Origin of the sequence: Sphingobium olei (genome assembly GCF_042678845.1) — a bacterium.
In the GTDB taxonomy this organism is placed as follows: Bacteria; Pseudomonadota; Alphaproteobacteria; order Sphingomonadales; family Sphingomonadaceae; genus Sphingobium; species Sphingobium olei.
Map to the genome: position 1 here is coordinate 1 of NZ_JBHTLS010000128.1, position 24136 is coordinate 24136.

Annotated in this window: 19 protein-coding genes and 1 pseudogene; 10 read left to right on the top strand and 10 right to left on the bottom strand. The window is 64.6% G+C overall.

Translation table 11 applies throughout. From position 1 onward, the window contains the following. Positions 1–94 precede the first annotated feature (94 nt). Positions 95–358, bottom strand: a pseudogene (locus ACFQ24_RS12960) (DUF3419 family protein); the annotation flags it as partial. A 146-nt stretch (positions 359–504) separates the two neighbouring features. Here ACFQ24_RS12960 and ACFQ24_RS12965 point away from each other — a divergent pair. The 6 genes from ACFQ24_RS12965 (at position 505) to ACFQ24_RS12990 (ending at position 7395) form a co-directional block, all read left to right on the top strand. After that, positions 505–1497: a ligase-associated DNA damage response exonuclease gene (locus tag ACFQ24_RS12965; RefSeq protein WP_380912024.1), complete on the top strand. Its 993-nt coding sequence runs from the start codon at positions 505–507 to the stop codon at positions 1495–1497. Beyond that, positions 1497–3080 carry a cisplatin damage response ATP-dependent DNA ligase gene (locus tag ACFQ24_RS12970; protein WP_380911834.1) on the top strand — a complete coding sequence of 528 codons (1584 nt, stop codon included), beginning with the start codon at positions 1497–1499 and terminating at the stop codon, positions 3078–3080. The genes ACFQ24_RS12965 and ACFQ24_RS12970 overlap by 1 nt, the downstream gene beginning before the upstream one ends. A gap of 28 nt (positions 3081–3108) precedes the next feature. Continuing rightward, a complete protein-coding gene (locus ACFQ24_RS12975; RefSeq protein ID WP_380911836.1) occupies positions 3109–3456 on the top strand; it encodes a GFA family protein in 348 nt (115 codons plus the stop codon). 81 nt (positions 3457–3537) lie between these two features. After that, a complete protein-coding gene (locus ACFQ24_RS12980) occupies positions 3538–4743 on the top strand; it encodes a saccharopine dehydrogenase family protein (protein ID WP_380911838.1) in 1206 nt (401 codons plus the stop codon). A gap of 126 nt (positions 4744–4869) precedes the next feature. Beyond that, entirely contained in the window at positions 4870–6042 is a 1173-nt protein-coding gene (locus tag ACFQ24_RS12985) for a carboxynorspermidine decarboxylase (RefSeq protein WP_380911840.1), read from the top strand. Between the two features lie 147 nt (positions 6043–6189). Then, on the top strand, positions 6190–7395 hold the full coding sequence (locus ACFQ24_RS12990; RefSeq protein WP_380911842.1) for a type III PLP-dependent enzyme: 1206 nt from the start codon (positions 6190–6192) through the stop codon (positions 7393–7395). A gap of 61 nt (positions 7396–7456) precedes the next feature. Here ACFQ24_RS12990 and ACFQ24_RS12995 read toward each other — a convergent pair whose 3' ends face one another. From ACFQ24_RS12995 to ACFQ24_RS13025, 7 genes are read right to left on the bottom strand one after another with little or no spacing between them, the layout of a single operon-like run. After that, positions 7457–8662, bottom strand: coding sequence for a class I SAM-dependent RNA methyltransferase (locus ACFQ24_RS12995; protein ID WP_380911844.1), 1206 nt, complete (start codon positions 8660–8662; stop codon positions 7457–7459). After that, entirely contained in the window at positions 8659–10047 is a 1389-nt protein-coding gene (locus ACFQ24_RS13000; protein WP_380911846.1) for an NAD(P)H-hydrate dehydratase, read from the bottom strand. Before ACFQ24_RS13000 ends, ACFQ24_RS12995 begins: the two co-directional genes overlap by 4 nt. Beyond that, positions 10044–10412, bottom strand: a complete 369-nt coding sequence (locus ACFQ24_RS13005) for a hypothetical protein (RefSeq protein ID WP_380911848.1) — start codon at positions 10410–10412, stop codon at positions 10044–10046. Before ACFQ24_RS13005 ends, ACFQ24_RS13000 begins: the two co-directional genes overlap by 4 nt. Beyond that, positions 10409–11125: an N-formylglutamate amidohydrolase gene (locus ACFQ24_RS13010; protein WP_380911850.1), complete on the bottom strand. Its 717-nt coding sequence runs from the start codon at positions 11123–11125 to the stop codon at positions 10409–10411. The genes ACFQ24_RS13005 and ACFQ24_RS13010 overlap by 4 nt, the downstream gene beginning before the upstream one ends. Then, positions 11122–11994, bottom strand: coding sequence for a 4-(cytidine 5'-diphospho)-2-C-methyl-D-erythritol kinase (locus ACFQ24_RS13015; RefSeq protein ID WP_380911852.1), 873 nt, complete (start codon positions 11992–11994; stop codon positions 11122–11124). The genes ACFQ24_RS13010 and ACFQ24_RS13015 overlap by 4 nt, the downstream gene beginning before the upstream one ends. Next, positions 11981–13603, bottom strand: coding sequence for a tetratricopeptide repeat protein (locus ACFQ24_RS13020; RefSeq protein ID WP_380912026.1), 1623 nt, complete (start codon positions 13601–13603; stop codon positions 11981–11983). The genes ACFQ24_RS13015 and ACFQ24_RS13020 overlap by 14 nt, the downstream gene beginning before the upstream one ends. Positions 13604–13625: 22 nt before the next feature. Next, positions 13626–15278, bottom strand: a complete 1653-nt coding sequence (locus ACFQ24_RS13025) for an electron transfer flavoprotein-ubiquinone oxidoreductase (protein WP_380911854.1) — start codon at positions 15276–15278, stop codon at positions 13626–13628. 129 nt (positions 15279–15407) lie between these two features. On the opposite strand from ACFQ24_RS13025, the gene ACFQ24_RS13030 reads away from it, so the two are divergent. Genes ACFQ24_RS13030 through ACFQ24_RS13045 form a run of 4 tightly spaced genes read left to right on the top strand, consistent with a single transcriptional unit; the run spans position 15408 to position 19558 of the window. Continuing rightward, the gene (locus ACFQ24_RS13030; protein ID WP_380911856.1) at positions 15408–16139 is read left to right on the top strand and encodes a uracil-DNA glycosylase family protein; all 732 of its coding nucleotides are present in this window, start codon (positions 15408–15410) and stop codon (positions 16137–16139) included. Beyond that, the gene (locus tag ACFQ24_RS13035; protein WP_380911857.1) at positions 16136–17920 is read left to right on the top strand and encodes a lytic transglycosylase domain-containing protein; all 1785 of its coding nucleotides are present in this window, start codon (positions 16136–16138) and stop codon (positions 17918–17920) included. Before ACFQ24_RS13030 ends, ACFQ24_RS13035 begins: the two co-directional genes overlap by 4 nt. Further along, complete coding sequence (gene moaB, locus ACFQ24_RS13040; RefSeq protein WP_380911859.1) at positions 17920–18447, top strand: molybdenum cofactor biosynthesis protein B; 528 nt, start codon at positions 17920–17922, stop codon at positions 18445–18447. The genes ACFQ24_RS13035 and moaB overlap by 1 nt, the downstream gene beginning before the upstream one ends. A gap of 43 nt (positions 18448–18490) precedes the next feature. Then, entirely contained in the window at positions 18491–19558 is a 1068-nt protein-coding gene (locus tag ACFQ24_RS13045; protein ID WP_380911861.1) for a PA0069 family radical SAM protein, read from the top strand. Positions 19559–19567: 9 nt separating this feature from the next. On the opposite strand, the gene dnaE is transcribed toward ACFQ24_RS13045, so the two are convergent. Together dnaE and ACFQ24_RS13055 are read right to left on the bottom strand one after the other, a co-directional pair. Further along, positions 19568–23113 (bottom strand): DNA polymerase III subunit alpha, encoded by a 3546-nt coding sequence (gene dnaE, locus ACFQ24_RS13050; RefSeq protein WP_380911863.1) that lies wholly within the window; start codon positions 23111–23113, stop codon positions 19568–19570. Positions 23114–23252: 139 nt separating this feature from the next. Next, positions 23253–23723, bottom strand: a complete 471-nt coding sequence (locus ACFQ24_RS13055; protein WP_380911865.1) for an Hsp20 family protein — start codon at positions 23721–23723, stop codon at positions 23253–23255. Positions 23724–24136: the final 413 nt, after the last annotated feature.

Here is a 24136-nt window from a genome sequence, read left to right on the forward strand (position 1 = left end):
TTTCGGGAAATATGGCTCAAGCCGCGCCATCTGCTCGTCCGTCAGCCAATACAGGTCGCTCATGCTCAGTCTCCTTACGGAGCATGAATCAGATCACGCCTCTCACATCAATGGGTCCTGACCCTAGGTAAGACAGCACGTTGCACCCGCCCGACGCGATCGTCACGACATGATGATCCGGGCCGATCGCCAGCGCTTCCATGTCCACGGCCGGATCTTCCCAGATCTGCGCATAGACAAGGCCGCGAAAGGCGAAGGTGAAGGCCCGCTCCAGCAAGCCCTGCTTGGAAAGGTGGCGATGCCGGTGCACCGCATTGGTGACTTTTCGATGGCCCTTATTCTGGACGGTCGCCGCCATGTCCGCACTCCTCGCTGCCGGGTCGCTGAGGGTGCCGATAGGGCAATGGCGTTTCGCCGGCATGACGGACGCGTGACGCGCCGATGACTCCCCTTAGGGCAGGGGCCTTGCGGAACCGGAATGACCTTTCCCATCTTCTTGTATCGATGGCGCACTGGATCGAACCTCACCCCACCGGCATCTATGTCCGCCCCGCCGACGCGTGGATTGATCCGTCCCTGCCGCAGGAGCGGGCGCTGGTGACGCACGGCCATGCCGATCACGCGCGCGGCGGCCATGGCCATGTCTGGGCCACGCGCGAGACGCTGGCGATCATGGCCCTGCGCTACGGAACGGCGAGCGGCACGGCGGTCAGCTATGGCGAGGAGGTGCGGATGGGCGGCGTGACGATCCACTACGTCCCGGCCGGCCATGTGCTGGGGTCGGCGCAAATCCTGCTGGAACATGCCGGCGAGCGCGTCGTGGTGACCGGCGACTACAAACGGCGACCCGACCCCACCTGCCTGCCCTTCGAGCCGATCCCATGCGACATCTTCGTGACGGAGGCTACTTTCGGCCTGCCCGTTTTCTGCCATCCCGATACGGGCAGCGAGATGGACCGGCTGCTTGCCTCGCTGCACGCCCATCCCGACCGCTGCGTGCTGGTCGGCGCCTATGCGCTCGGCAAGGCGCAGCGGGTCATCAGCGAACTGCGCGGGCGGGGTCACCGCGATCCTATCTACATCCATGGCGCGCTGGAGCGGATGTGCGCGCTCTATCAGGATTTCGGCGTGGATTTGGGCGAACTGCGTCCGGCTACCGGCGTACCGGCGAAGGAGATGCGTGGGGCTATCGTCGTCTCGCCCCCTTCCGCGCTCAACGACCGCTGGAGCCGCCGCCTGCCCGACCCGATCACGGCGATGGCGTCTGGCTGGATGCGCGTGCGGCAACGGGCGCGGCAGAAGAATGTCGAACTGCCGCTGGTGATATCCGATCATGCCGATTGGGACGAACTCACCGACACGATCCGGGAAGTGGCGCCCAGCGAAACCTGGATCACCCATGGCCGGGAGGAGGCTCTGCTACACTGGTGCATGACGCACCAGATTCGCGCGCGGGCGCTGGCGCTGGTGGGCCGCGAAGATGAGGACGAAGGCTGATGCGCGCCTTCTCCCAACTTCTCGACGGCCTCGTCTACACCCGTTCGCGCAACGGCAAGCTGGACCTGATCGCGGATTACATGCGCGGCGCGCCCGATCCAGACCGGGGCTGGGCGTTGGCGGCGCTCACCGGCAATCTCGACCTCAAGGCCGTTAAATCCTCCGCCATCGGTGAGATGATTCGGGCGCGCGTCGATCCCGTTCTGTTCGAGATGAGCCGGGATTATGTCGGCGACCTTGCCGAGACCGTCGCCCTGCTCTGGCCCAAGCGCGAGGATCAGCCGCCCGAGATCGACGATGGCTCCCTCAGCCTCGCCACCGTCATTAACCGCCTGCACGATGTGAGCAGAGCCGCCGCGCCCGATGCACTCGCCAGGATGATGGACCATCTCGATGCCTCCGGCCGCTTTGCCCTGCTCAAGCTCGCCACCGGCGGCCTGCGCGTCGGCATCTCGGCGCGCCTTGCGAAGACGGGCTTTGCCCAGGCGTTCGGGCTGGACGTGGACGATGTCGAGCAGGTGTGGCACGCGCTTGCCCCGCCTTACGCCGCGCTGTTCGACTGGGCGGAAGGACGCAGCGGCCGCCCGGATCCCGAGGGCACACCTTATTTCCGGCCCTTCATGCTCGCCCATCCGCTGGAGGCCGACAGCGTCGATCTGGCGGACTATGCCGCCGAATGGAAATGGGACGGCATCCGCATCCAGATCGTCGGGACGGGTCAGGAGACCCGCCTGTACAGCCGCGCGGGCGACGACATCAGCGGCAGCTTCCCGGAAATCGCGGCGGCCTTTACGGGACACGCCGTGCTGGACGGCGAACTGCTGGTGAAGGGCGAGTTTCAGGGAGGCGAGGCCGCGAGCTTCAACGCGCTACAACAGCGGCTCGGGCGGAAAGCTGTCACCACGAAGGTGATGGAAGATTATCCCGCCTTCGTCCGCCTCTACGACTTGTTGATCGAGGGGCAAGACGATTTGCGCGCGCTGCCGTGGGAACAACGCCGCGCCCGGTTGGAAAACGTCATGCCGTCACTCGATTCCGACCGTTTCGATCTGTCCCAAGTCATCGAGGCGGACAGTTTCGATGCGCTGGCCGACATCCGGGCAGGCGCGCGCGACGCGGCGATCGAGGGCGTGATGCTCAAGCGCCGCGACAGCCCCTATGTCGCCGGGCGCAAGGCCGCCCTGTGGTACAAGTGGAAGCGCGATCCGCTGACCGCCGATTGCGTGATGATGTACGCGCAGCGCGGCCACGGCAAGCGCTCGTCCTTCTATTCGGACTACACGTTCGGCTGCTGGACCGAAGACGGTGAGTTGCTGCCGGTGGGCAAGGCCTATTCGGGCTTCACCGACGAGGAACTGAAATGGCTCGACCGCTTCGTCCGCCAGAACACCGTCGCCCGTTTCGGCCCGGTGCGCGAAGTCGAAAAGACGCTCGTGCTGGAAGTCGCCTTCGACTCCATCCACGACAGCAAGCGCCATAAGTCGGGCCTCGCAATGCGTTTCCCCCGCATCGCCCGCATCCGGAAGGACAAGCCAGCGCATGAGGCGGACACGATCGAGGGGTTGAAGAAACTGGTCAGCTGAGGCACATGGATCAAAAGGAGAACATGCGATGCCTTATACTGGAAGCTGCCATTGCGGAGCCGTCACCTTCACCGTAGCGGCCGACCCGCCGACCGAGGGCATGACCTGCAACTGCTCGCACTGTAGTCGAAAGGGTTTAGTCCTGACTTTCGTGCCGTCAGAACAGTTTTCGCTGGACAGCGGCGCAGAGCAGGTCGCCGACTATCTGTTCTACAAGCATGCCATCACGCATCAATTCTGCCGAACATGCGGGACCGAGGCGTTCGCGCTCGGCAAATCGCCGCAGGGAGACATGCGCGCGATAAACCTGCGCTGCGTCCCTTCCATTGATTTGGACGCGCTGACAATCACGAAGGTGGATGGCGCCAGCTTCTGACAGTCTGACTTTGCGCTGTCATGGCGAGCCCCTATATGGGCGCTTTCGCGCGGCCAAGCGCGGGCAGGAATGGAGAAGCAATTGAGCAAGGTTCTGGTCATCGGCGCGGGCGGCGTCGGCTCTGTCGCGGTTCACAAGATGGCGATGAATCCCGATATCTTCAGCCATATCACGCTGGCCAGCCGCCGGATCGTCTCTTGCGAGAAGGTCGCCGAATCGGTGAAGGCGCGTACCGGCGTCACCATCGACGTGGCGCAGGTCGACGCAGACAATGTGGACGAGACGATCGCGCTTATCGAGAAGGTCCAGCCCAAGCTGGTCGTGAACCTTGCGCTTCCCTACCAGGATCTTGCGATCATGGACGCGTGCCTTGCGACCAAAACCGACTATCTCGACACCGCCAACTATGAGCCGCGCGACACAGCGAAGTTCGAATATAGCTGGCAATGGGCCTATCAGGATCGCTTCAAGGAAGCCGGCATCATGGCGCTGCTCGGCTCCGGCTTCGACCCCGGCGTCACCAGCGTCTTCGCCAGCTACACCAAGAAGCATCTGCTCGACCGCATCGACACGCTCGACATTCTCGACTGCAACGGCGGCGACCACGGCCAGCATTTCGCGACCAACTTCAACCCGGAAATCAACATCCGTGAAGTGACCGCGCCATCGCGTCACTGGGCCGATGGGCAGTGGGTCGAAGGCCCGGCACTGAGCCACAAGCAGGTGTTCGACTTCGATCAGGTCGGTGAGAAGAATATGTACCTCATGTATCATGAGGAACTGGAATCGCTCGCCACCCATTATCCTGAGATCAAGCGCATCCGCTTCTGGATGACCTTCGGCGACGCTTATCTCAAGCATCTGGAAGTGCTTCAGAATGTCGGCATGACCCGGATCGATCCCGTCATCTACAACGGACAGGAAATCATCCCGCTCCAGTTCCTGAAAGCCGTTCTGCCCGAACCGTCGAGCCTCGGGTCCACCACCAAGGGCAAGACCAATATCGGCGACATCGCGACGGGCGAGAAGGATGGGGCGCAGAAGACCGTCTATGTCTATAATGTCTGCGACCATGAGGACGCCTATGCCGAAACGGGCAACCAGGCGGTCAGCTACACCACTGGCGTCCCCGCGATGATCGGTGCCGCGCTGATGCTGACCGGCGCATGGAAGGGCGAAGGCGTGTTCAACATCGAGCAGTTCGACCCCGATCCCTTCATGGACATGCTCAACAAGCATGGCCTGCCTTGGCAGGTGAAGGAACTGGACGCGCCGCTGGACTTTTAAAAGTCCGCAACATTGACGTCACCCCGACCTTGAGCCGGGGTCCCGCTTCTTCTCTACCGTCGCCAAAGGCAGCGGGACCCCGGATCAGGTCCGGGGTGACGGTGGGGTAAGCTAGGTGACTGACCCATGGAAACCCGCGCCGGCGATCCCGCCGCCTTTGCCCGTTTCGATCTCTATCGCGTCCCCTCGCCCGCCTTCGTGGTGGACGAGGTGGCGATCCGCCGCAACCTGACCGTCCTGCGCGATATCGGCGACCGCGCCGGGATCAAGGTGCTGGGCGCGCTCAAGGCTTTCTCCATGTGGTCGCTCGGGCCGGTCGTCGCTGAATATCTCGACGGCGTCTGTGCCTCGGGCATCTACGAAGCGCGGTTGGGTCGTGAAGAATATGGCGGTGAGGTCGCCACCTACTGCGCCGCCTACAAGCCCGACGACCTCGCCGAAATATTGAAGATCAGCGACCATGTGATCTTCAACAGCCCCGGCCAGATCGCGCGGATGAAGCCGGTGATCGATGCGGCCCGTAGCGATGGTGTGAACTTCGACCTCGGACTCCGCCTCAACCCCCTTCATGCCGAAGGCGAAGTCCCCAAATATGACCCGTCGCAGCCTCACAGCCGGCTCGGCTTCCCCGTCGACCAGCTCCGCGCCGAACATCTGGACGGCGTGTCCGGCCTCCACATCCACAACCTCTGCGAGCAGGACTTCCTGCCGTTGCAGCGCACATGGGATGCGATCGAGTCCCGCGTCCTGCCCCATGTTGCGAACCTTAAATGGCTCAATTTCGGCGGCGGCCATCATGTGACCCGTGCCGATTATCAGATCGACGACCTCATCGCCTTCCTGCAACGCATCAAGGCGCAGACCGGCCTTGATCTCTACATCGAGCCGGGCGAGGCGATGGCGCTCGATGCCGGCATCCTCGTGGGCGAAATATTGGACGTGATCGACAATGGCATGCCCGTCGCCATCACGGACATCAGCGCCACCTGCCACATGCCCGATGTGATCGAAGCCCCTTATCGTCCCGCCATGCTGCGCGAGCAGCCGGGCGGCCCGCTCACCAGACTCGGCGGCCCCTCCTGCCTCGCCGGCGACATCATCGGTGACTATCGAGTCCCCGGCGGAGCGGAACCGGGGGCGCGCATCGCGTTCCTCGACCAAGCGCATTATTCGATGGTGAAGACCAACACCTTCAACGGCGTGCCCCTTCCGGCCATCTGGCTGTGGAACAGCGATACGGATCAACTTACTGAAATAAAGTCGTTTTCCTACGACGACTTCAAGGCTCGTCTCTCCTGACGCACGTTTCGTAGCCTGTTGCGCAACAAAATTTATCGCCGCGCTTTACAGGGGGAACCCCTCCGCATATATCGACCGTCCGCTGCCCCATGGGACTTCCACCGCAAGGCAGCTTTTCGCCCTGAACTACACTGGAGGTCCCTTGAGTTGCACAAGCATCATAGCGCGCTGGGGGTAGCGACCGCCCTCAAACCGGCAGCACCGGTAACGCTGATTCGTCCCGACGCCGCGGCTCGGGCTGCCCGCTTCTTCGTCGAGAAGTTCCCGGGTCGCTCGCTCTATGCGGTGAAGGCTAATCCGTCTCCCGACCTGATCCGTACGCTCTACGCTTCCGGGATCACGCATTTCGACGTGGCTTCGATCGTAGAGGTGCGCCTGGTCGCCGACGCGCTGGCGCAGACGGGCGCGCAGGCGAAGCTCTGCTTCATGCACCCCGTCAAGGCCGAGGAAGCGATCGCCGAAGCCTATCACGCCTATGGTGTTCGCACCTTCTCCCTCGACTCGATGGACGAGCTTGAGAAGATCATGCGAGCCACCGGCGATGCGACCGATCTGGAACTCTGCGTGCGCCTGCGCGTATCGTCGGAGCATTCGGAACTCTCCCTCGCATCGAAATTCGGCGCAGAGCTGGGCGAGACTCGCGAACTGCTGATGGCCACTCGTCAGGCGGCCGACGCGCTCGGCATCTGCTTCCACGTCGGCAGCCAGGCGATGAGTCCGCAAGCCTATAGCGACGCGATCGAGCGGGTCCGCGCGGCGATCGTCGATGCGGCCGTCACGGTCGACATCATCGATGTCGGCGGCGGCTTCCCTTCGGTTTATCCCGGCATGGAGCCGGTCGCGCTCGAACATTATTTCGAGGCGATCCACCGTGGCTTCGAGAGCCTGCCGGTTAGCTATTCGTCGGAACTCTGGTGCGAGCCGGGCCGGGCGCTGTGCGCGGAATATAGCTCTGTCGTGGTTCGCGTGGAGCGCCGCCGCGGCTCGGAACTCTACATCAACGACGGCGCCTATGGAGCGTTGTTCGATGCGGCGCATATCGGCTGGCGTTTCCCGGTCGAACTGTTGCGGCACGAAGATAGCCAGGAAGCGCTGGAGCCATTCTCCTTCTATGGCCCGACCTGTGACGACATGGACCATATGGTCGGCCCCTTCCTGCTTCCGGCAGACGTGAAGGCGGGCGACTATATCGAGATCGGAATGCTCGGTGCTTATGGCGCGGCGATGCGCACCGGCTTCAACGGCTTCACTTCGGAAACGACGATCGAGGTGGAGGACGAGCCTATGGCGAGCCTCTATACCGAGATGCTGCCGGTCCGCCGTCGCGCGAACGTCATCAAGCTGGGCAAATAAGGCCCAAGCTCCCCTTTGGAGAGGGTGCCTGCCCCCGCCGCGCAAACGGCGGGGGTTTTTCTTATCGGCGGAAGATGCCCACCAGTTCGACATGGGTGGACCAGCGGAACTGCCCTACCGGCTTCACGCTCTCCAGCCTGTAGCCCGCGGCCGTCAGATGCGTCGCGTCGCGCGCGAAGCTGGCCGGATTGCAGGAGACATAGGCGATGAGCGGAACGCTCGCCTGCGCCAGTTGCATGACCTGTTCCCGCGCGCCGGCCCGGGGCGGGTCCAGTATGATCGCGGCGAAGCGATTGAGCTCCTCCGGCACGAGCGGCCGCCGGAACAGGTCGCGATGATCCGCCGCCAGCCGCCTTTGCGCGCGCGCCGCCGCCATCTTCAGCGACAGGAGGACATCGCGCGCGCCCTCCGCCGCATAGACCGGCCGCTTGTCCCCCAAAGGAAGCGCGAAGGTGCCGAGGCCGCAGAACAGGTCGGCAACCGCGCCATCGGACGGCAGCGCATCGCGGACCGCCCCCACAAGCGCGGCCTCGCCATCCGGCGTCGCCTGAAGGAAGGCATAGGGCGGAAAACTGACCGGAACGCCGCCGAAGCTGATCGTCGCCGGTTCAGGCTCCCACCGCGTCTGCGGACCGTCGCCTCCGTCGATCGTCAGCCGGGCCAGGCCATGCGCGCGCGCGAAGTCGCCCAGCCCCTCGTCAGCCGCAAGCCCCTCGACCCGCACCCCTTCCAGCAGCAGGTCGACGCCCTGATCCACCAGCGACATCTTTACATGCGCCGCCCTCTTGTCCGGCAGGATCAGCGCCAGCAGGCCGCGCAACGGCTCGATGAGGGCGAACAGGCGTTGGTCGAGGATCGCGCACATCTGCAGGTCGATCAGGCGGTGGCTGCCTTCCTCGGCAAAACCGATGGTGATGCGCTTGCCCGCTCGCGCTGCCCGGAGCGCCGCCCGACGGCGCGTCATGGGCGGAGAGATGTGCGGCGGCAGAACGAAGCCAGCGGTTACACCCTGCCCTGCTAGCGCCCCCGTTACACGCACCGTCACGAATTCGGCATAACTTTCATCGTCCAGATGCTGAAGCTGGCACCCGCCGCAGGCCGGGAAGTGAACGCAGGGTGGAACAGCATGATGGACACCGAAGTAGACAGTCCCATCGGCTCCGATCCGGTCGCCCGGCGCGGTCAGGGGAAAGTGGCGGCCGTCGGCAGTGACGCCGTCGCCCTTGGCCGCAACACGGATGATGCTGTCTACTTCGTTGTCGCTCACAATCGCGCGGCGATAGCCGCTGGCAGCGCATCAAGCAAATCATCCGCCACGAACGCCGCCCCGCACCGGCGCGCGGCATCGCCATGCAGCCACACGGCTTCGCAAGCCGCGCGTAACGGATCGCTCGTCACTGCGAGCCGGCCGGCCACCAGCCCAGCGAGCACGTCGCCTGTCCCGGCGGTGGAAAGCCACGAAGACATGCCGCTCGCCACCGCGACCCTGCCATCCGGCGCTGCGATCACGCTGTCCGGGCCCTTGTAGATGACGACTGCACCCGACGAGCGCGCTGCCGATCGTGCCCTATCGATCTTGCTGCCCGGCAGGACGCCGAACAACCGATGAAACTCGCCTTCGTGCGGTGTCAGGATGGAGTCCGGCGGTAAGGGGCGGTCTTTTCTCGCAAGCAATGTCAGCGCGTCGGCATCCAGCACCAAAGGATGGGCCGACGACAGCGCAACGTCCAGCAGCGCCGCTGCCTTTGCATCCAGTCCCAATCCCGGCCCGACAAGCAGGGCACCGACCCGTTCGTCGCTGACTAGGCCTGTGACCTCGTCGATGTCATCGAACTGCCGATGGACGATCGCATGGGGCCCGGCTGAGGGAAGGTCATGCGCATAGCGGCGCACCGATCCTGCACCGGACCGGGCGGCAGCGATGCTGGCCAGCAGGCTCGCGCCCGGCATCGCGCCGCCGATCACCGCCACCAGCCCGCGCGTATATTTATGAGAGTCGGCTCCGGGGGCCGTCAGCTCCGCCGGCCCAAGTCGATGCACATGGCTTGGCAGCTCTATGCCAAGGTCGGCCAAGACCAGCCGATCGACCAAGCCGGCGGCCGGATGAAGCAGATGAGCAGGCTTGTAAGCTCCGAGCGCGATGCATAAGCCGAAATGCGGAACAGCGGACAGGAGCGCGCCACTGTCCGTCTCCACGCCGCTGGGCAGATCGACCGCAAAGGTCAGCGCGGCATCCTCCGCCAACCAACATAGCCGCGCCGCAACGGCGTCCTCCAGCCCTCGGCTCAACCCGGTGCCGAATAGCGCGTCCACGAGTTGCACGGCGGGCGCGGCGATCATCATATCCTCGACAGGACCGTCCCAGCCCGCTCTCGCCCGCTGCGCCGACGCGGTGCGACTGTCGCACAGCGCCGCCACCCGCACCGGTACGCCGCGCTCCTTCAGCAGGCGGGCGATCACGAACCCGTCGCCGCCATTATTCCCCGGACCGCACAGCACCAGCGTGTCGCGCCGATGCCCCGCGCGCCAGATGATCTCCGCCGCCGCCCGGCCTGCGATTTCCATCAGCGCGTACTCATCCGTGCCGGCACGGAAGGCCGCCTGTTCGGCCTGACGCATCTGTGCGGCTGTCAGGATCGGTACGCCGGTCACCGCGTCCCTGCGACCTGCACCGGCAGGCGATAGCGATCGCTGCCAGCCACGACTTCGACCAGATCCTTACCGACGATCGTCAGCTTGGCGGCCTCTGCGCCGTCCGCCGCTTCAAGCCCATGCCCGTCCGCCAGAATATGGAAACGGCGAAAACCACCGTCGGGATGACGGAGGGTCAGTATTTCCCCGTCTCGGTCGGCCGTGCAGTCGCGCGCCCACTGCTCCATGCCCGCGGTAAAGCAGTCGACCCTGCTTTCGTCACCGGCCTTGCTCCCCGCAGCCTGCGCGCCATCAGTCGCCTTGCCGCCTTGACCCCCGCAACCCGAGAGAGCGAGCAGCAGGGCTATGCCGACGATCATCCTCATGCGAAGCGCGCCTTGCAGTCGAGGAGGATGGGGCCCAATATCGCGGCGAACCGCGCCTGCCCCTCTTCGCTGCCGGCGACATCCTGCCGCATCTCGATCCCCAAATAGGGGATGCCATTGGCCTCCGCATGGCGGTTCATCGTCGCGTTGAGCAGCGCGCCGGAATAGGGCTGCTGGTCGCCGACCACCAGCCCGGCGGCTTCCAGCATGGGAATGGCAATGCGGGCCGCGCGGCCATCCCGATTATAGAGCACGCCCACTTCCCATGGCCGTTCCTGCGCCGGGTCACTGGCCAGGCTGGGCGTGAAACTGTGCAGCGACAGGATGAAGGGCGACGTCATCTGCGCCAGCATGGCCGCCAGCCGTCGATGATAGGGGTGGTAGAAGCGCGTAAGCCGCGCATTGAGGTCCGCGTCCCGGTTGCCTGCTATGGCATGGCCGTCGCTCATCACCGGCAACAACCCCGGCGCATCCTCTTCCCGGTTGAGGTCGATGACCAGACGGGACACGCCGCCCAAGATGGCCTTGCATCCAAGCTGCGCCGCGAGCGCCTGCGTGACCTCCGCCACGCCGATGTCGATGGCGATATGCTCGTGCAACAAGGTGGGATCGATGTGAAGATCGATATCGTCCGGCACATAAGCGGACGCATGATCCGCCACGATCAGCAGATCGAGGCTACCGCCGTCAATTTCCTTATAGGCTTCGCTCATGCGCCTCTAATCCGCGTTTCCATCGTCCACCAGCTCGGATGCGCTTTCGCCAAGGCATTGGCGGCATGACTGCAATCCGCTTGCGTATGGAACAGCGCGAAGCAGGTCGCACCAGAACCGGACATGCGGTACAAACGCACCCCCGGCTGCTGCCCGAGCATATTCAGTACATCGGAAATGGCGGGAGCGATGGCGATGGCGGGCTGCTCCAGATCGTTGCGACCCGCGATCAATCGCTCAAGGTTGCCCGCGTCGAGAGCGCCGCGATCCACCCTGTCCCATCCTGCGAAAACCTGCGCCGTCGACACGGCGATACCGGGATTGGCGAGCAACATCGGCCGCCCGTCCAGATCGTCTATCTGATGGCGGGCGAAATGTTCGCCCCTTCCCGATACAAGCTGGGTGACGCTTGCAAGGCAGGCCGGAACGTCCGAACCGAGGTCGAGCGCCAATGCGGTCAGCTCCTGGGGATCGATCCTCATATCCCACAGCCGCGTCAAAAGACGGAGCGTCGCTGCCGCGTCCGCCGATCCTCCCCCAATACCCGAAGCAACCGGCAGGTTTTTCGTCAGGCGGATCACCGCGCCCCGCTGCTCGCCGAGATAGGCCTGCAAGCCGCGCGCGGCCTTCACCACCAGATTGCCCGGTCCCGCCTCCAGTCCGGAGCCGAAGGGTCCATCCACAACCAGGTTGATCGCGCCATCGTCCGTAGCTTCGCCCGTGATCCGGTCGCCATCCTCGGCAAAGACGAACAGGCTTTCCAGCGCATGGTATCCGTCATCGCGCCGCGCCCGAACATGCAGCGCGACATTGATCTTGGCATAGGCGGTCTCGGCCAGCGGCTCCACCATGGCGTCAGGGAGCGGCATATTCTGGCTTCAGTCCTTCTTCGCTCTTCGCGGCGAGCCGCGCGGCCACATCGCCCTGCGCGTTGATCGCCGCCGCGCTCCAGGCATAGCGCGCCTCGTATCGCCGCCCCGCCGTCCAAAGCGCGTCCCCGAGATGCTCGTTGATCGTCGCGTCGGTCGGCGCACCCAACGCGGCGCGTTCCAGCGAGGGCACCGCCGCCGCGACGTTGCCGGTCACGAACTGGGCCCAGCCCAGGGAATCCGCGATCGCCGCATCGTCGGGCTTCAATGCGCTGGCTTTCTTGATCAGTTCCAGCGCAGCTTCGACATTCTGCCGCCGCTCTATCTGCGCATAGCCCAGATAGTTGAGGATCGCCGGCTCGTCAGGCGCGATCCTGGCGGCGCGTTCGAGTACCTCTCGCGCTTCGGTCCAGCGCTTGCCCTGCTCCAGCGCGCTGCCTTCGAACAGCAGCAGGGTCCATGGCAATTTGTCGGGCTCGTAGCTCGCCTGTGCCGCGCGGAAGGCGGCTGCCGCGCCATCGAAGTCTCGGCTTTCCGCCAGCAGCCGACCGAGCCTGACCTGTCGCTCCGGTTCCGCGCCGGGCACGGACGCCTGTTGCCGTGCCAGGGCCAGCGCGCCGGCCAGGTTGCCCGATGCCGCTAGCGCGTCGATCAACTCCGCCTGTGCCAGCGGGGCGAACCAGTTCTTCGCGGGCACCTTTGCTGCTTCTTGCACCGCCGCGCCGGCATGATCCTGTTCCACCAATAGACGGGCGGCCACGATGTGCGGCTCCGCACCCAGGGGGTCGGCGAAGGTCGCCATGCGGGCCAGCCGCAGTCCCAGCGCGCGCCCTGCCGGGTCGCTCGATATGTCGACTGCCAACCGCGCCAGTAGACGGGCATAGCCCTGCGCCGGCGTGAACGGCTGTTCCTTCGCCCTGCCCCGCAAGATGGCGGCGCGGGCCACGTTGAAATTGGCGTGATCGGCGGGCAGCAACATCAACGCCTCGTCCCTTGCCCCGATGCCTGCCAGTTGCGCGGCAAAGGTCAGCCGCAGCGCCGCGCCATCGCGCGCCCGCGCCACTAAGGCGCGCCGGACGGCAGGAATGGCCGCCGACAAATCGCGGTGGTTCAACGCCTGATAGGCAACATGTTCGTCGAGATAGCGCTGCCCCAAAGAAGCGAACCGGTCCTTCGCGTCGATTGTGGGAGGCGCATAATTGCCCTGGCCGACAGCGATCCAACTGCGGACGATCGCGCTCAGGAAGGAAAAATTGCCTTCTTGCGTCATGCGGTCGGTCAGGGCGCTCGCCGCCTGCCAGTCCTTCCGCGCAAGCGCGTCGCCGATACGCAGCAGCGTACCGTCGCGCGGCAACATGCCTGCGCCGTCCAGCAACGCCGCGGACTGCAACGCCAGCGCCCCGTCCCCGCTCTCCAGGGCCTGAACATAGGACCGACGGGCGATCTCCACCCGGTCGGGATCCTGTTTTAACGCCGCCCTGTACCCCGCGACGGCCAGGCCAAGAGCGTTATCGCCCTCGGCGAGGCGCGCCCGCGCATAGGCCTGTAACCCGCTATCGCCGCGATCGATGGACGCCGCGGCCGGTGGCGACGGCGACACGGCAGCCAGCAGGCACGGAAGGGTCAGACGCCTACATATTGGGATAATTCGGTCCTCCGCCGCCTTCCGGGACCACCCAGTTGATGTTCTGGGTCGGATCCTTGATGTCGCACGTCTTGCAGTGAACGCAATTCTGGGCGTTGATCTGGAAGCGGGGATTGCCCTCCTCCTCGCCCACCACTTCATAGACGCCTGCAGGACAATAACGCTGCGCCGGTTCATCATAAAGGGGGAGGTTGTAACTGATCGGGACCGAGGGATCCTTCAGTTGAAGGTGGACCGGCTGGTCCTCCTCATGATTGGTGTTGCTCAGGAACACGGATGATAGCCGGTCGAAACTGATCACGCCGTCCGGCTTTGGGTAGGCGATCTTCGCGCACGCCTCCTTGGGCCAGATTTTCTCCGCGTCCGGCTTGTGCTTCATCGTGAAGGGCAGGCCGATCTTCAGCGTCCGCATCCACATGTCGACGCCCGCCAGCAGCGTGCCCAGCGTGTTGCCGAACTTGCTCAGCAGCGGCTCTGCATTCTTGACCAGTTGCAGTTCGGTCGCGATCCAGCTCGACCGCAGCGTCGGTTCATAATCGTCCAGCACATCGCCCGACCGCTCCGCCTGTACCGCTGCAAAGGCAGCTTCGGCCGCCAGCATGCCCGACTTCATCGCCGTATGCGTACCCTTGATGCGGGGCACGTTGACGAAGCCCGCCGAACAGCCGATCAGCGCGCCGCCCGGGAAGGCGAGCTTGGGGATGGACTGCCAGCCGCCCTCATTGATCGCGCGCGCGCCATAGGAAATGCGGCGGCCACCCTCCAGATATTCGCGGATCGCCGGATGCTGCTTCCAGCGCTGGAATTCCTCGAACGGATAGAGATGCGGGTTGCGGTAGCCCAGGCCCACGACGAAGCCGAGCGCCACCTGCCCGTTGGCCTGATGATAAAGGAAGCCGCCGCCATAAGCGTCCGTTAGAGGCCATCCCTGCGTGTGGATGACGAGGCCGGGCTGATGCTTTGCGGGATCGATGTCCCACAATTCCTTCATGCCAAGGCCATAGACCTGCGGCTCGCTGTCGGCGTCCAGCGCGAACTGCCGCTTCAATATCTTGGTGAGATGGCCCCGTGCGCCTTCCGCGAAGAAGGTATAGCGCGCATGCAGTTCCAGCCCCGGCTGATAGTCCGGCTTTCGGTTGCCCTCCCGGTCGATGCCCATGTCGCCGGTGGCGACGCCCTTCACGCTGCCGTCCTCATTGTAGAGGATTTCGGCCGCCGCGAAGCCGGGGAAAATTTCCACGCCCAACCCTTCGGCCTGTTCGGCAAGCCAGCGGCAGAGGTTGCCCAGCGATCCGGTATAGGTGCCCTTATTGTGCATCCAGCCCGGCGTAGCGATGTGCGGCATGCTCATCTTGCCGCCTTTGGTCAGGAACCAATGGCGGTTGTCCGTCACCGGAACCTCCGCGAGGGAACAGCCCATGTCGCGCCAGTCGGGCAAAAGCTCGTCCAGCGCTCTTGGATCGATCACCGCGCCCGACAGGATATGGGCGCCGATCTCCGATCCCTTTTCCAGCACGCAGACCGCCAGTTCCTGCCCCGCGTCGTTCGCCAGCTGCTTCAGCCGGATAGCCGCCGACAGTCCCGCCGGTCCCCCGCCGACGATGACGATGTCATAGGGCATCGATTCCCGTTCGCTCATTCATCCCTCCATGGCGGCGACATCGGGCTGCACCCCGTCCATCCAGTCGCCGCGTCTGTCCAACGATTTGCCAGCTCAGGCGATGAAGCAGCTTGACCCCCTCGTCAAGCTCTGGCCCAAGGAAAGGCGATGCGGGGTTCAGTGCAAGACAATGCGGCGTTGGCCGTCGATGCCTATATGGCATGGTGGCAGCTGGCTGGCGTGGAAGACGCCGTGGCGGAAGAGCCGGTGGACTGGTTGCGTCCAGCAGTTGCGGCATCTCCCGCCATGGGCAGGGAGACGGCCTCCGCTACCCAGGCGGTTTCCGCTCCTCGCGATCTGGGGGCGTTTCGCGCCTGGTTGGAAAGCGAATCGTGCCACCCAGAACGGCGGTGGCCATCGCGGCCGATCTACCCCGTCGGCGAACCCAAGAGCCGCCTGATGGTCGTGACGGACATGCCCGATCCCGCAGATGTGGACGCTGGCGCATTGCTGGCCGACCGGGCCGGCGCCCTGTTCGATGCGATGCTGCGGGCGATCGGTTTCCAGCGGTCTGACATCCATCTTGCGTCCCTGTTCTTCGCCAGGCCGCCGGGTGGCATGGTGGAAGCTGCCGACCTGTCCGTCACAGCCGCACGGATGCGCACCCACATCCATCTGGCGCAGCCCCATCGCCTTCTGCTGCTTGGCGACAGGACGATCCGTGCCTTGATGCCGATGGACGGAGCCCAACCTGGAAATAGTTTACAGGATTTTAAGCATGATGGCGGCATCGTGCCCGCTGTCTCCACATTCCACCCCCGCCTGCTGCTCGGACAGCCCGCGGCCAAGGCGGAATGCTGGCGTGCCCTGCAAAGCCTGATCGAGGAAGTTCGTTTGTGATCCGCGTCGCGACCCGCTTTTCCCGCCTTGCCCTGATCTCTGCCGGCCTTGCCGCGGGCGTGCCAGCAATGGCGGACACCATGCCTGAACTGCCGGCCACCATCGCGCCGCTCCAAACATCTCCGCTGGAACTCGCGGATGGAGACAAGACCAGGTATCGCGCGATCTACACGGCGTTGCAGGCGCAGCAATGGGCAGACGCAAAGGCGATGATCGGCGCACTGCCGCCGCAGGATTCGGTGCGGCCAGTCGCCCTCTCGGAACTTTATCTGGCCAAGGGATCGCCCAAGGTCGAACTGTTCGACCTGCTCGACCTCATCAACAAAGCACCGTGGCTGCCAAAGGCGGACCAACTGTCCCGCCTGGCGCAGAAGCGGGGCGCGACGATCCTTCCGACTCTGCCGCAGGTTCAAAAGCTCGTTTGGCTGGGCTCCGCGCCGCGCCGTCAATATGTCGCCGCGACCAAAACGGATATCGCGGCGCAGGCGCTTGCCGGCCAGATTCAGACCTTCGTCAAGAATGACGATCCGGCCGGGGCGGAAGCCCTGCTCGCGGCTGGCGAGATCGGCCTGACGCCGGAGGGACTGACCGAGGTGCGGCAGCGGGTCGCCTGGGCCTATTATATTGAGAATGACGATGTGAACGCCCGTCGCATGGCGGCCCGCGCGCTGGAAACCCGCACGGGCGGCGACTGGATGGTGCAGGCGCACTGGACGACCGGCCTTGCAAGCTGGCGGCAGAACGACTGCCGTGCCGCCGCTCCCGCCTTCGCCAACGTCGCGGCGCTCGCCGGAGACGCCGACATGCGGGCGGCCGGAGCCTATTGGGCATCGCGCGCCTATATGGTCTGCGGCGAAGCGGAGAAGGTCGCGAACTATCTGAAGCAGGCAGCGCGCGCCAATGAGACTTTCTACGGACTGCTCGCACGCGAGTCGCTTGGAATGCCGCTCGGTGCGGCGGCGGTGGGCAGCCGTTTCGGGGCTGTCGATTGGGAGAAGCTGAAAGCCAGCCCCGGCGCGAAAGCTGCCATTGCCTTGTCGGCGATCGGCGAAACCGGCCGTGCCGACGAGCTTCTGCGCTATCAGGCGAAAATCGGCGGGACGGATCAATATGATGCGCTGCTGCGACTTGCGAGCGCGCTCAACCTGCCGGCGACCCAGCTATACCTCGCCCATAACGGGCCGGCCGGGATGCAGCCCGCCAGCTTCGCCCGTTTTCCGGCGCCCGACTGGCGGCCGGACGGCGGCTGGCGCGTGGACCCGGCGCTCATCTACGCGCATACGCTTCAGGAATCCGGCTTCCGTACCGATGTGGTCAGCAGCGCTGGCGCGCGCGGCCTGATGCAGGTGCGCCCCGGAACGGCGGGCGACGTCGGCCTTGCCAATGCCGCGCAGCTGTTCGTGCCCTCGACCAATATGGAATATGGCCAGCGCTATCTGGAATCGCTGCGCGACATGAGCGCCACAGGCGGCCTTCTGCCCAAGGTGATGGCCGCCTATAATGCCGGCCCCCTGCCCGTCGAACGGTGGAACAGCCAGGTGCATGACAAGGGCGACCCGCTGCTCTTCATGGAATCGCTGCCCTATTATGAAACCCGCGCCTATGTGAACATCGTCATGCGCAATTACTGGATGTACCAGATCCAGGCAAAGGGCAGCGCCGATTGCCTGACGGGCATGGCCCAGGGCATGTGGCCCACCTTCCCCAATGCGAAGGGCGTGAAGCTGGTGCGCCTCAGCAAGGCTGACGGGCGTGGTGCGATGGGCGGCGGCGCGGACTGATGGCGATTGACGATAGCAGGACGTTCATCCCCGTCCGTATCGCCGTCCTCACCGTTTCGGATACGAGGGGGTTGGCCGAGGATCGATCCGGCGACACGCTGGTGGAGCGACTGGAAGGCGCAGGCCATATATTGGCCGCGCGGCATATCGAAAGGGACGACCGCGCCGCCATCGTCGCGCGGCTGCATGCCTGGATCGATGACCCTGAGATAGACGTCATCCTGACCACCGGCGGCACCGGGGTCACCGGGCGCGACGTAACGCCCGAGGCACTGGCTCAGGTTCAGGACAAGGAAATTCCGGGATTCGGCGAGCTGTTCCGTTGGCTGAGCTATCAGAGCATCGGCACGTCCACCATTCAGTCGCGTGCGACCGCCTGCGTGGCGCGCGGCACTTATATCTTCGCGCTGCCGGGATCGACCGGGGCCGTGAAGGACGCCTGGGACGGCATTCTCGTCAGTCAGTTGGACAGCCGTTTCCGCCCTTGCAATTTCGTGGAGTTGATGCCGCGCCTTACCGAGCGGTGATGGCCGCGATTGACATATTGTTCCTGATATGTTCTAGTTTGCCATGGCGATCGAGAAAGGCAGGGGCGCGACGTTGAACGGCGAGAGCCGTCGCTTCAACCTTGCGGAGCGGGAGGTGGATGGCGACTGGCTGGATGAGGTTGAAGCGCTCGACGGCCCTGTCCCCCGCCGCCGGACGGAGGTGACAGTCGAACACCCCCGCACGATCCTGACCCGCAACGCCAGCCCGGATATCGGTTTCGATCAGTCGATCAACGCCTATCGCGGATGCGAGCATGGCTGCATCTATTGTTTCGCGCGGCCGAGCCATGCCTATCACGACCTGTCGCCAGGGCTGGATTTCGAGACCAAGCTCTTCGCCAAGCCGGATGCGGCGAAGCTGTTGCGGGCGGAACTGTCCCGCCGCAACTATCAGGTTGCGACGATCGCGATGGGCACGAATACCGATCCCTATCAGCCGATCGAGAAGGATTGGCGGATCACCCGATCCATCCTGGAACTTTTGGTGGAAACGCGGCATCCGACCTTCATCACCACCAAGTCGGACCGGATCCTGCACGATATCGAGCTGATCGCCGATCTGGCGCGAGACGGGCTGGCGGCGGTGATGCTGTCGGTCACCAGCCTTGATCCCGCCGTGGCGCGGACTTTGGAACCGCGCGCGCCCCATCCCTTGCGCCGGCTGGATGCCATCGCCCGGCTTTCAGGCGCAGGCGTTCCTGTGACGTGCAGCATATCGCCGGTCATCCCGGCGATCACCGATCATGAGATGGAGGCGCTGATCGCTCGCGCGGCGGAGGCGGGCGCTCGGGAAGTCACCTATATTCCCGTCCGCCTGCCGCATGAGGTCGCGCCGCTGTTCCGGGCGTGGCTCGACGCCCATTATCCCGACCGGGCGGCCAAGGTGATGGCCATCATCAACGATTTGCGCGGCGGCCGCGACAATGACCCCGATTTCGGCACCCGGATGAAGGGGCAAGGCGTGTGGGCCGACCTGATCCGCACCCGCTTCCTCAAGGCCCGAAAGCGCGCGGGTTTCAGTGGAGAGAAGCTGATCCTCCGCACCGACCTGTTCCGCCCGCCCGAAGGCGCGCAGATGCGGCTGTTGTGACGATCGGCCTTAGCCCACCAGACGCATCGCCGTGCGGCGGGTCCGGGTCTTGTAGCCATCCGCTTTCACATCCATCCGCTCGAACCTGTGGATGGTGAGGCCCCTGATCGTGGCAATGGCGTCCACCTGATCCGCGCCGAGGCTGTAGCCGTCGCCCAGGAACAGCCGCGCCGCGTGCCCATCGCCCAGCGGCGCGCGCAGGAACACTTCGCTCCGCCCGCCGCCGGCGCCTGCCAGCAGCGCTGCGAGCGCCTCCACAGCTTCGGGGGTTTCGACGTCGACAGTCAGTTCCATGCGCGATGCGCTGGCGATCGCCCGGAACGGCTCGACGCCGCGCACGGTGACGCGCGGCGTTTCCTCGCCGGGCAGCCGGTCCAGTTCGACGATCAGCAGCGCGCAGTCGCCGTCGCGCGCCAGTTCCTCAATCGCCTTGCAGGCTTCCTCTTCGAAACAGCTCGCCTGAAACTGGCCGCTCTGATCGGAGAAGGTCGCGTTGGCGTAGCGTGCGCCACGCTTCGTCTCGCGCCAGCGCACATCCTCGACCATCGCCGCCATGATCGTCATCGCGCGTCCGTCGGCATTGGGCGCGGGCATGGGGGACTGGCAGACGAGGCCGTAGCTTTTCGCTCCGCGAGCGTCGGCCAGATGACGGTAGCGGTCGACGGGGTGCGCGGAGAAATAGAAGCCGAACGCTTCCTTTTCCTGCGCCATGCGGTCCGCCACGGTCCAGGCCTGATGCGGGGGTATGCGGACATCGGCATGGGGCGTTTCGACGTCCCCGAACAGGCCGCCCTGCCCGCTTTCCCGCGCCGCCGCGTTGCTGGAGGCGACCGACAGGATCGTCTCGGCGGCGGCATGGACGCCGGCCCGGTCGGCATGGACGCTGTCGAACGCGCCAGCCGCGGCGAGGCTTTCCAACTGGCGGCGGTTCAGCAGGCGCGGCTCTATGCGGTCCGCGAAATCGTCCAGGCTCTTGAACGGCCCGCCCTTCTCGCGTTCCTCGACCAGCTGCTCCATCGCCTTCTCGCCCACGCCCTTGAGGCCGCCGAGCGCATAACGAACGGCAAAGCCAAGGCGTGGGTCTTCGCCTTCGACCGGCACGGCTTCGACCGAGAAATCGGCCTGGCTGCGGTTGATGTCAGGGGCGAGACAGGGCAGGCCCATGCGCCGCATGTCGTCCACGAAGACGGTCAGCTTGTCGGTCAGATGGATGTCGAACGCCATCGACCCCGCATAGAATTCCGCCGGATAATGCGCCTTCAGCCAGGCTGTCTGATAGGCGAGCAGGGCGTAGGCAGCAGCGTGGGATTTGTTGAAGCCGTAGCCGGCGAACTTGTCGATCAAGTCGAACAGCTCGTTCGCCTTGGCCGCCGGAATGGCGCTCTTCTCCGCGCAGCCCTCGACGAAGCGGGAGCGCTGCGCGTCCATCTCCGCCTTCACCTTCTTGCCCATCGCGCGGCGCAGAAGGTCCGCGTCGCCCAGGCTGTAGCCTGCAAGAATCTGCGCGGCCTGCATCACCTGTTCCTGATAGACGAAGATGCCATAGGTCTCTTCGAGGATCGGCTTCAGGAGGATGTGCGGATATTCAATCTCTTCCTGCCCGTTCTTACGGCGGCCGAACATGGGGATATTATCCATCGGGCCGGGCCGGTAGAGCGAGACGAGCGCGATGATGTCGCCGAAGTTGGTCGGGCGCACGGCGGCCAGCGTCTTGCGCATGCCTTCCGATTCGAGCTGGAACACGCCGACCGTGTCGCCGCGCTGGAGCAGTTCGTAAACGGCGGGATCGTCCCAGGCGAGCGTATCGAGATCGACATGGACGCCGCGCGCTGCGAGCAATTGCACTGCCTTCTGCAGCACGGACAACGTCTTAAGACCCAAAAAGTCGAATTTCACCAACCCCGCGCCCTCGACATATTTCATGTCGAACTGCGTGACCGGCATATCGGATCGCGGATCGCGGTAGAGCGGCACGAGCTGCGACAAGGGCCTGTCGCCGATCACCACGCCGGCGGCGTGGGTCGAGCTGTGCCGCGGGAAGCCCTCCAGCTTCATCGCATAGTCGATCAGGCGGCGGACCTGGTTGTCATTGTCATATTCGGCCCGGAACTCGCTGACGCCATTCAGGGACCGCTCCAGCGTCCATGGATCGGTCGGATGATTGGGCACCAGCTTGGCGAGGCGGTCGACCTGCCCATAGCTCATCTGGAGCACGCGGCCGGTATCCTTGAGCACGGCGCGCGCCTTCAGCTTACCGAAGGTGATGATCTGCGCGACATGATCCGACCCGTATTTCTGCTGGACGTAGCGGATCACCTCGCCTCGCCGCGTTTCGCAGAAGTCGATGTCGAAGTCGGGCATCGACACGCGCTCGGGGTTGAGGAATCGCTCGAACAGCAAGCCCAATTGGAGAGGGTCGAGATCGGTGATGGTCAGCGCCCATGCGACCAGCGATCCCGCACCCGAACCGCGCCCAGGCCCCACCGGGATACCATTGTCCTTCGCCCATTTGATGAAGTCGGCGACGATCAGGAAGTAACCGGGAAAGCCCATCTGGATGATGATGTCGGTTTCGAAGGTCAGCCGCTCATAATAGGGCTGGCGCGCCTCTGCGCCGACAATCCCCGCCTTGTCCAGCCGCGCTTCGAGGCCGGTCGCTGCCTGCTCCCGCAGCATCCTTGCCTCGCCCTCGATATCGCCTGCAAGGCTGGGCAGGATGGGCTTGCGCTTGGGCGCGGCGACGGCACAGCGTTGCGCCACGACCAGCGTATTGGCGAGGGCTTCGGGCAGGTCTTCGAACAGTCGCTTCATCTCCCCGGCCGGCTTCATCCAGGCGTCGGGCGAGCTGGTGCGGCGGTCGGGCGTCTCGACATAGGCGCTGTCCGCGATGCAGAGCATCACGTCGTGCGCCTCATGGAAATGGGGTTCGGCAAAACAGGTGGGGTTGGTCGCGACGAGGGGCAGATTGCGATCATAGGCCAGATCGAGCAGCGCGGCCTCCGACTTGCCCTCCACCGGGTCGAGCCGGCGGCAGATCTCGACATAAAGGCGATCGGGAAACAATGCTTCCAGCCGCTGCGCATAGGCGGTAGCTGCGTCGGGCTGATCCTCGGCAAAGAGACGGGCCAGTGCGCCCTCGCCCCCGGCCGTCAAGGCGATCAGGCCATCGGTTCGGCCTTCCAGCGCCTCGATCGTCACATGCGGCACATCCTCCACCGGCCGGTCGAGATGCGCCATGGACACGAGGGCGCAGAGGTTGTCGTAACCCTTGGCGTCCTGTGCATAGAGCGCCAGCCAGTCATGCACCGGTGCTGCGTTGGCAGGGCGGCCGGGCCGCAGCACGCCCAGCATCGCGCCGATGATGGGCTGAACGCCTTCATCCTTGCAGGCGTCGGAAAAGGCCATCGATCCATAGAGGCCGTTGCGGTCCGTGATGGCGGCTGCGGGAAAGCCCAGGGCCTTGGCCTGCTTGGCGATCTTCTTGGGGTCGATCGCGCCTTCCAGCATGGTGTAGGAGGAGAAGACGCGGAGCGGAACGAATGCGGCGTGAGGCATGGTTCAATCTAGTCCGATGCGGCGATTCGGCGCCACCCCTTCGGCAGCGAATATTGTGGGTAAGTGCGGCCGCCCCTATCGCGCAGAAAAAGGGCGCGACCTCACGGCCGCGCCCCATATTTCCAATCATCGCTGCCGGTCAGGCGGCGCTGCGGTCCTGCGCGTTGATGTCAACCAGCTGACCGCCATTGATGGCGATCTTCTTGGGCTTCATCGCTTCGGGGACTTCGCGCACCAGCTCGATCACCAGCAGGCCGTCGGCCAGATCCGCCTTTTCGACCCGCACGAAGTCGGCAAGCTCGAACCGGCGCTCGAAGCTGCGGTTCGCGATGCCCACATGCAGGAACTTCGAACGGTCCGCGGCCGAATCATCCTTGCGGCCGATCACCTGGAGCAGGTTCTGCTGCGCCGTGATGTCGATTTCGTCGGACCGGAAGCCGGCGACGGCCAGCGTCACGCGGTAACGGTCTTCCGACAGGCGTTCGATGTTGAAGGGCGGATAATTGTCGCTCTGCTGCAACCGTGCGTTGTTTTCGATGAGGTCGAACAGACGATCGAAACCGACGGTGGAGCGGCGATAAGGGGTCAGGTCAAAAGCACGCATTGTCATAATCTCCCAAAGAGCAAAATGAACAGTGCCGAACCCTCAACGGGCGTCCGGCGATACGATGTCCAGCCCCGAACGGCAGCCGGACAGCTTTGATATGGTTTGATGATCCGGCGTTTCAAGAGGGCCGGTTCGTGGGCGCCCTGCCCTTAACTTCGCATATTTCCCGCAGAAATTGACATAAAGTTGCGGGAGGGTGATCCTATTGCAAAGTCATGCGCCAAGTATAGGGCCGCGTGCCTGCCTAGGACAGCAAGACGAAAAAAGCGCCCGGACCGTGCTTTCACGATCCGGGCGCTTAATGGACGATTGCTCGTCTCCCCCTTGGCCTGCCTCAACCGCTTCTCAGCCCCCTAAGCTCGAAGCGGGATGCAGTATCCCTGAACCACGGCCTTTCACCTGTGCTTCGACTGTCT

Excerpts from the sequence above, each read along its gene's own strand:
- ACFQ24_RS12965 (WP_380912024.1), top strand. The coding sequence starts at position 505 with ATGGCGCACTGGATCGAACCTCACCCCACCGGCATCTATGTCCGCCCC.
- ACFQ24_RS12970 (WP_380911834.1), top strand. The coding sequence starts at position 1,497 with ATGCGCGCCTTCTCCCAACTTCTCGACGGCCTCGTCTACACCCGTTCG.
- ACFQ24_RS12975 (WP_380911836.1), top strand. The coding sequence starts at position 3,109 with ATGCCTTATACTGGAAGCTGCCATTGCGGAGCCGTCACCTTCACCGTA.
- ACFQ24_RS12985 (WP_380911840.1), top strand. The coding sequence starts at position 4,870 with ATGGAAACCCGCGCCGGCGATCCCGCCGCCTTTGCCCGTTTCGATCTC.
- ACFQ24_RS13005 (WP_380911848.1), bottom strand. The coding sequence starts at position 10,412 with ATGAGGATGATCGTCGGCATAGCCCTGCTGCTCGCTCTCTCGGGTTGC.
- ACFQ24_RS13010 (WP_380911850.1), bottom strand. The coding sequence starts at position 11,125 with ATGAGCGAAGCCTATAAGGAAATTGACGGCGGTAGCCTCGATCTGCTG.
- ACFQ24_RS13015 (WP_380911852.1), bottom strand. The coding sequence starts at position 11,994 with ATGCCGCTCCCTGACGCCATGGTGGAGCCGCTGGCCGAGACCGCCTAT.
- ACFQ24_RS13025 (WP_380911854.1), bottom strand. The coding sequence starts at position 15,278 with ATGAGCGAACGGGAATCGATGCCCTATGACATCGTCATCGTCGGCGGG.
- ACFQ24_RS13030 (WP_380911856.1), top strand. The coding sequence starts at position 15,408 with ATGCGGGGTTCAGTGCAAGACAATGCGGCGTTGGCCGTCGATGCCTAT.
- moaB (WP_380911859.1), top strand. The coding sequence starts at position 17,920 with ATGGCGATTGACGATAGCAGGACGTTCATCCCCGTCCGTATCGCCGTC.
- ACFQ24_RS13045 (WP_380911861.1), top strand. The coding sequence starts at position 18,491 with ATGGCGATCGAGAAAGGCAGGGGCGCGACGTTGAACGGCGAGAGCCGT.
- dnaE (WP_380911863.1), bottom strand. The coding sequence starts at position 23,113 with ATGCCTCACGCCGCATTCGTTCCGCTCCGCGTCTTCTCCTCCTACACC.
- ACFQ24_RS13055 (WP_380911865.1), bottom strand. The coding sequence starts at position 23,723 with ATGACAATGCGTGCTTTTGACCTGACCCCTTATCGCCGCTCCACCGTC.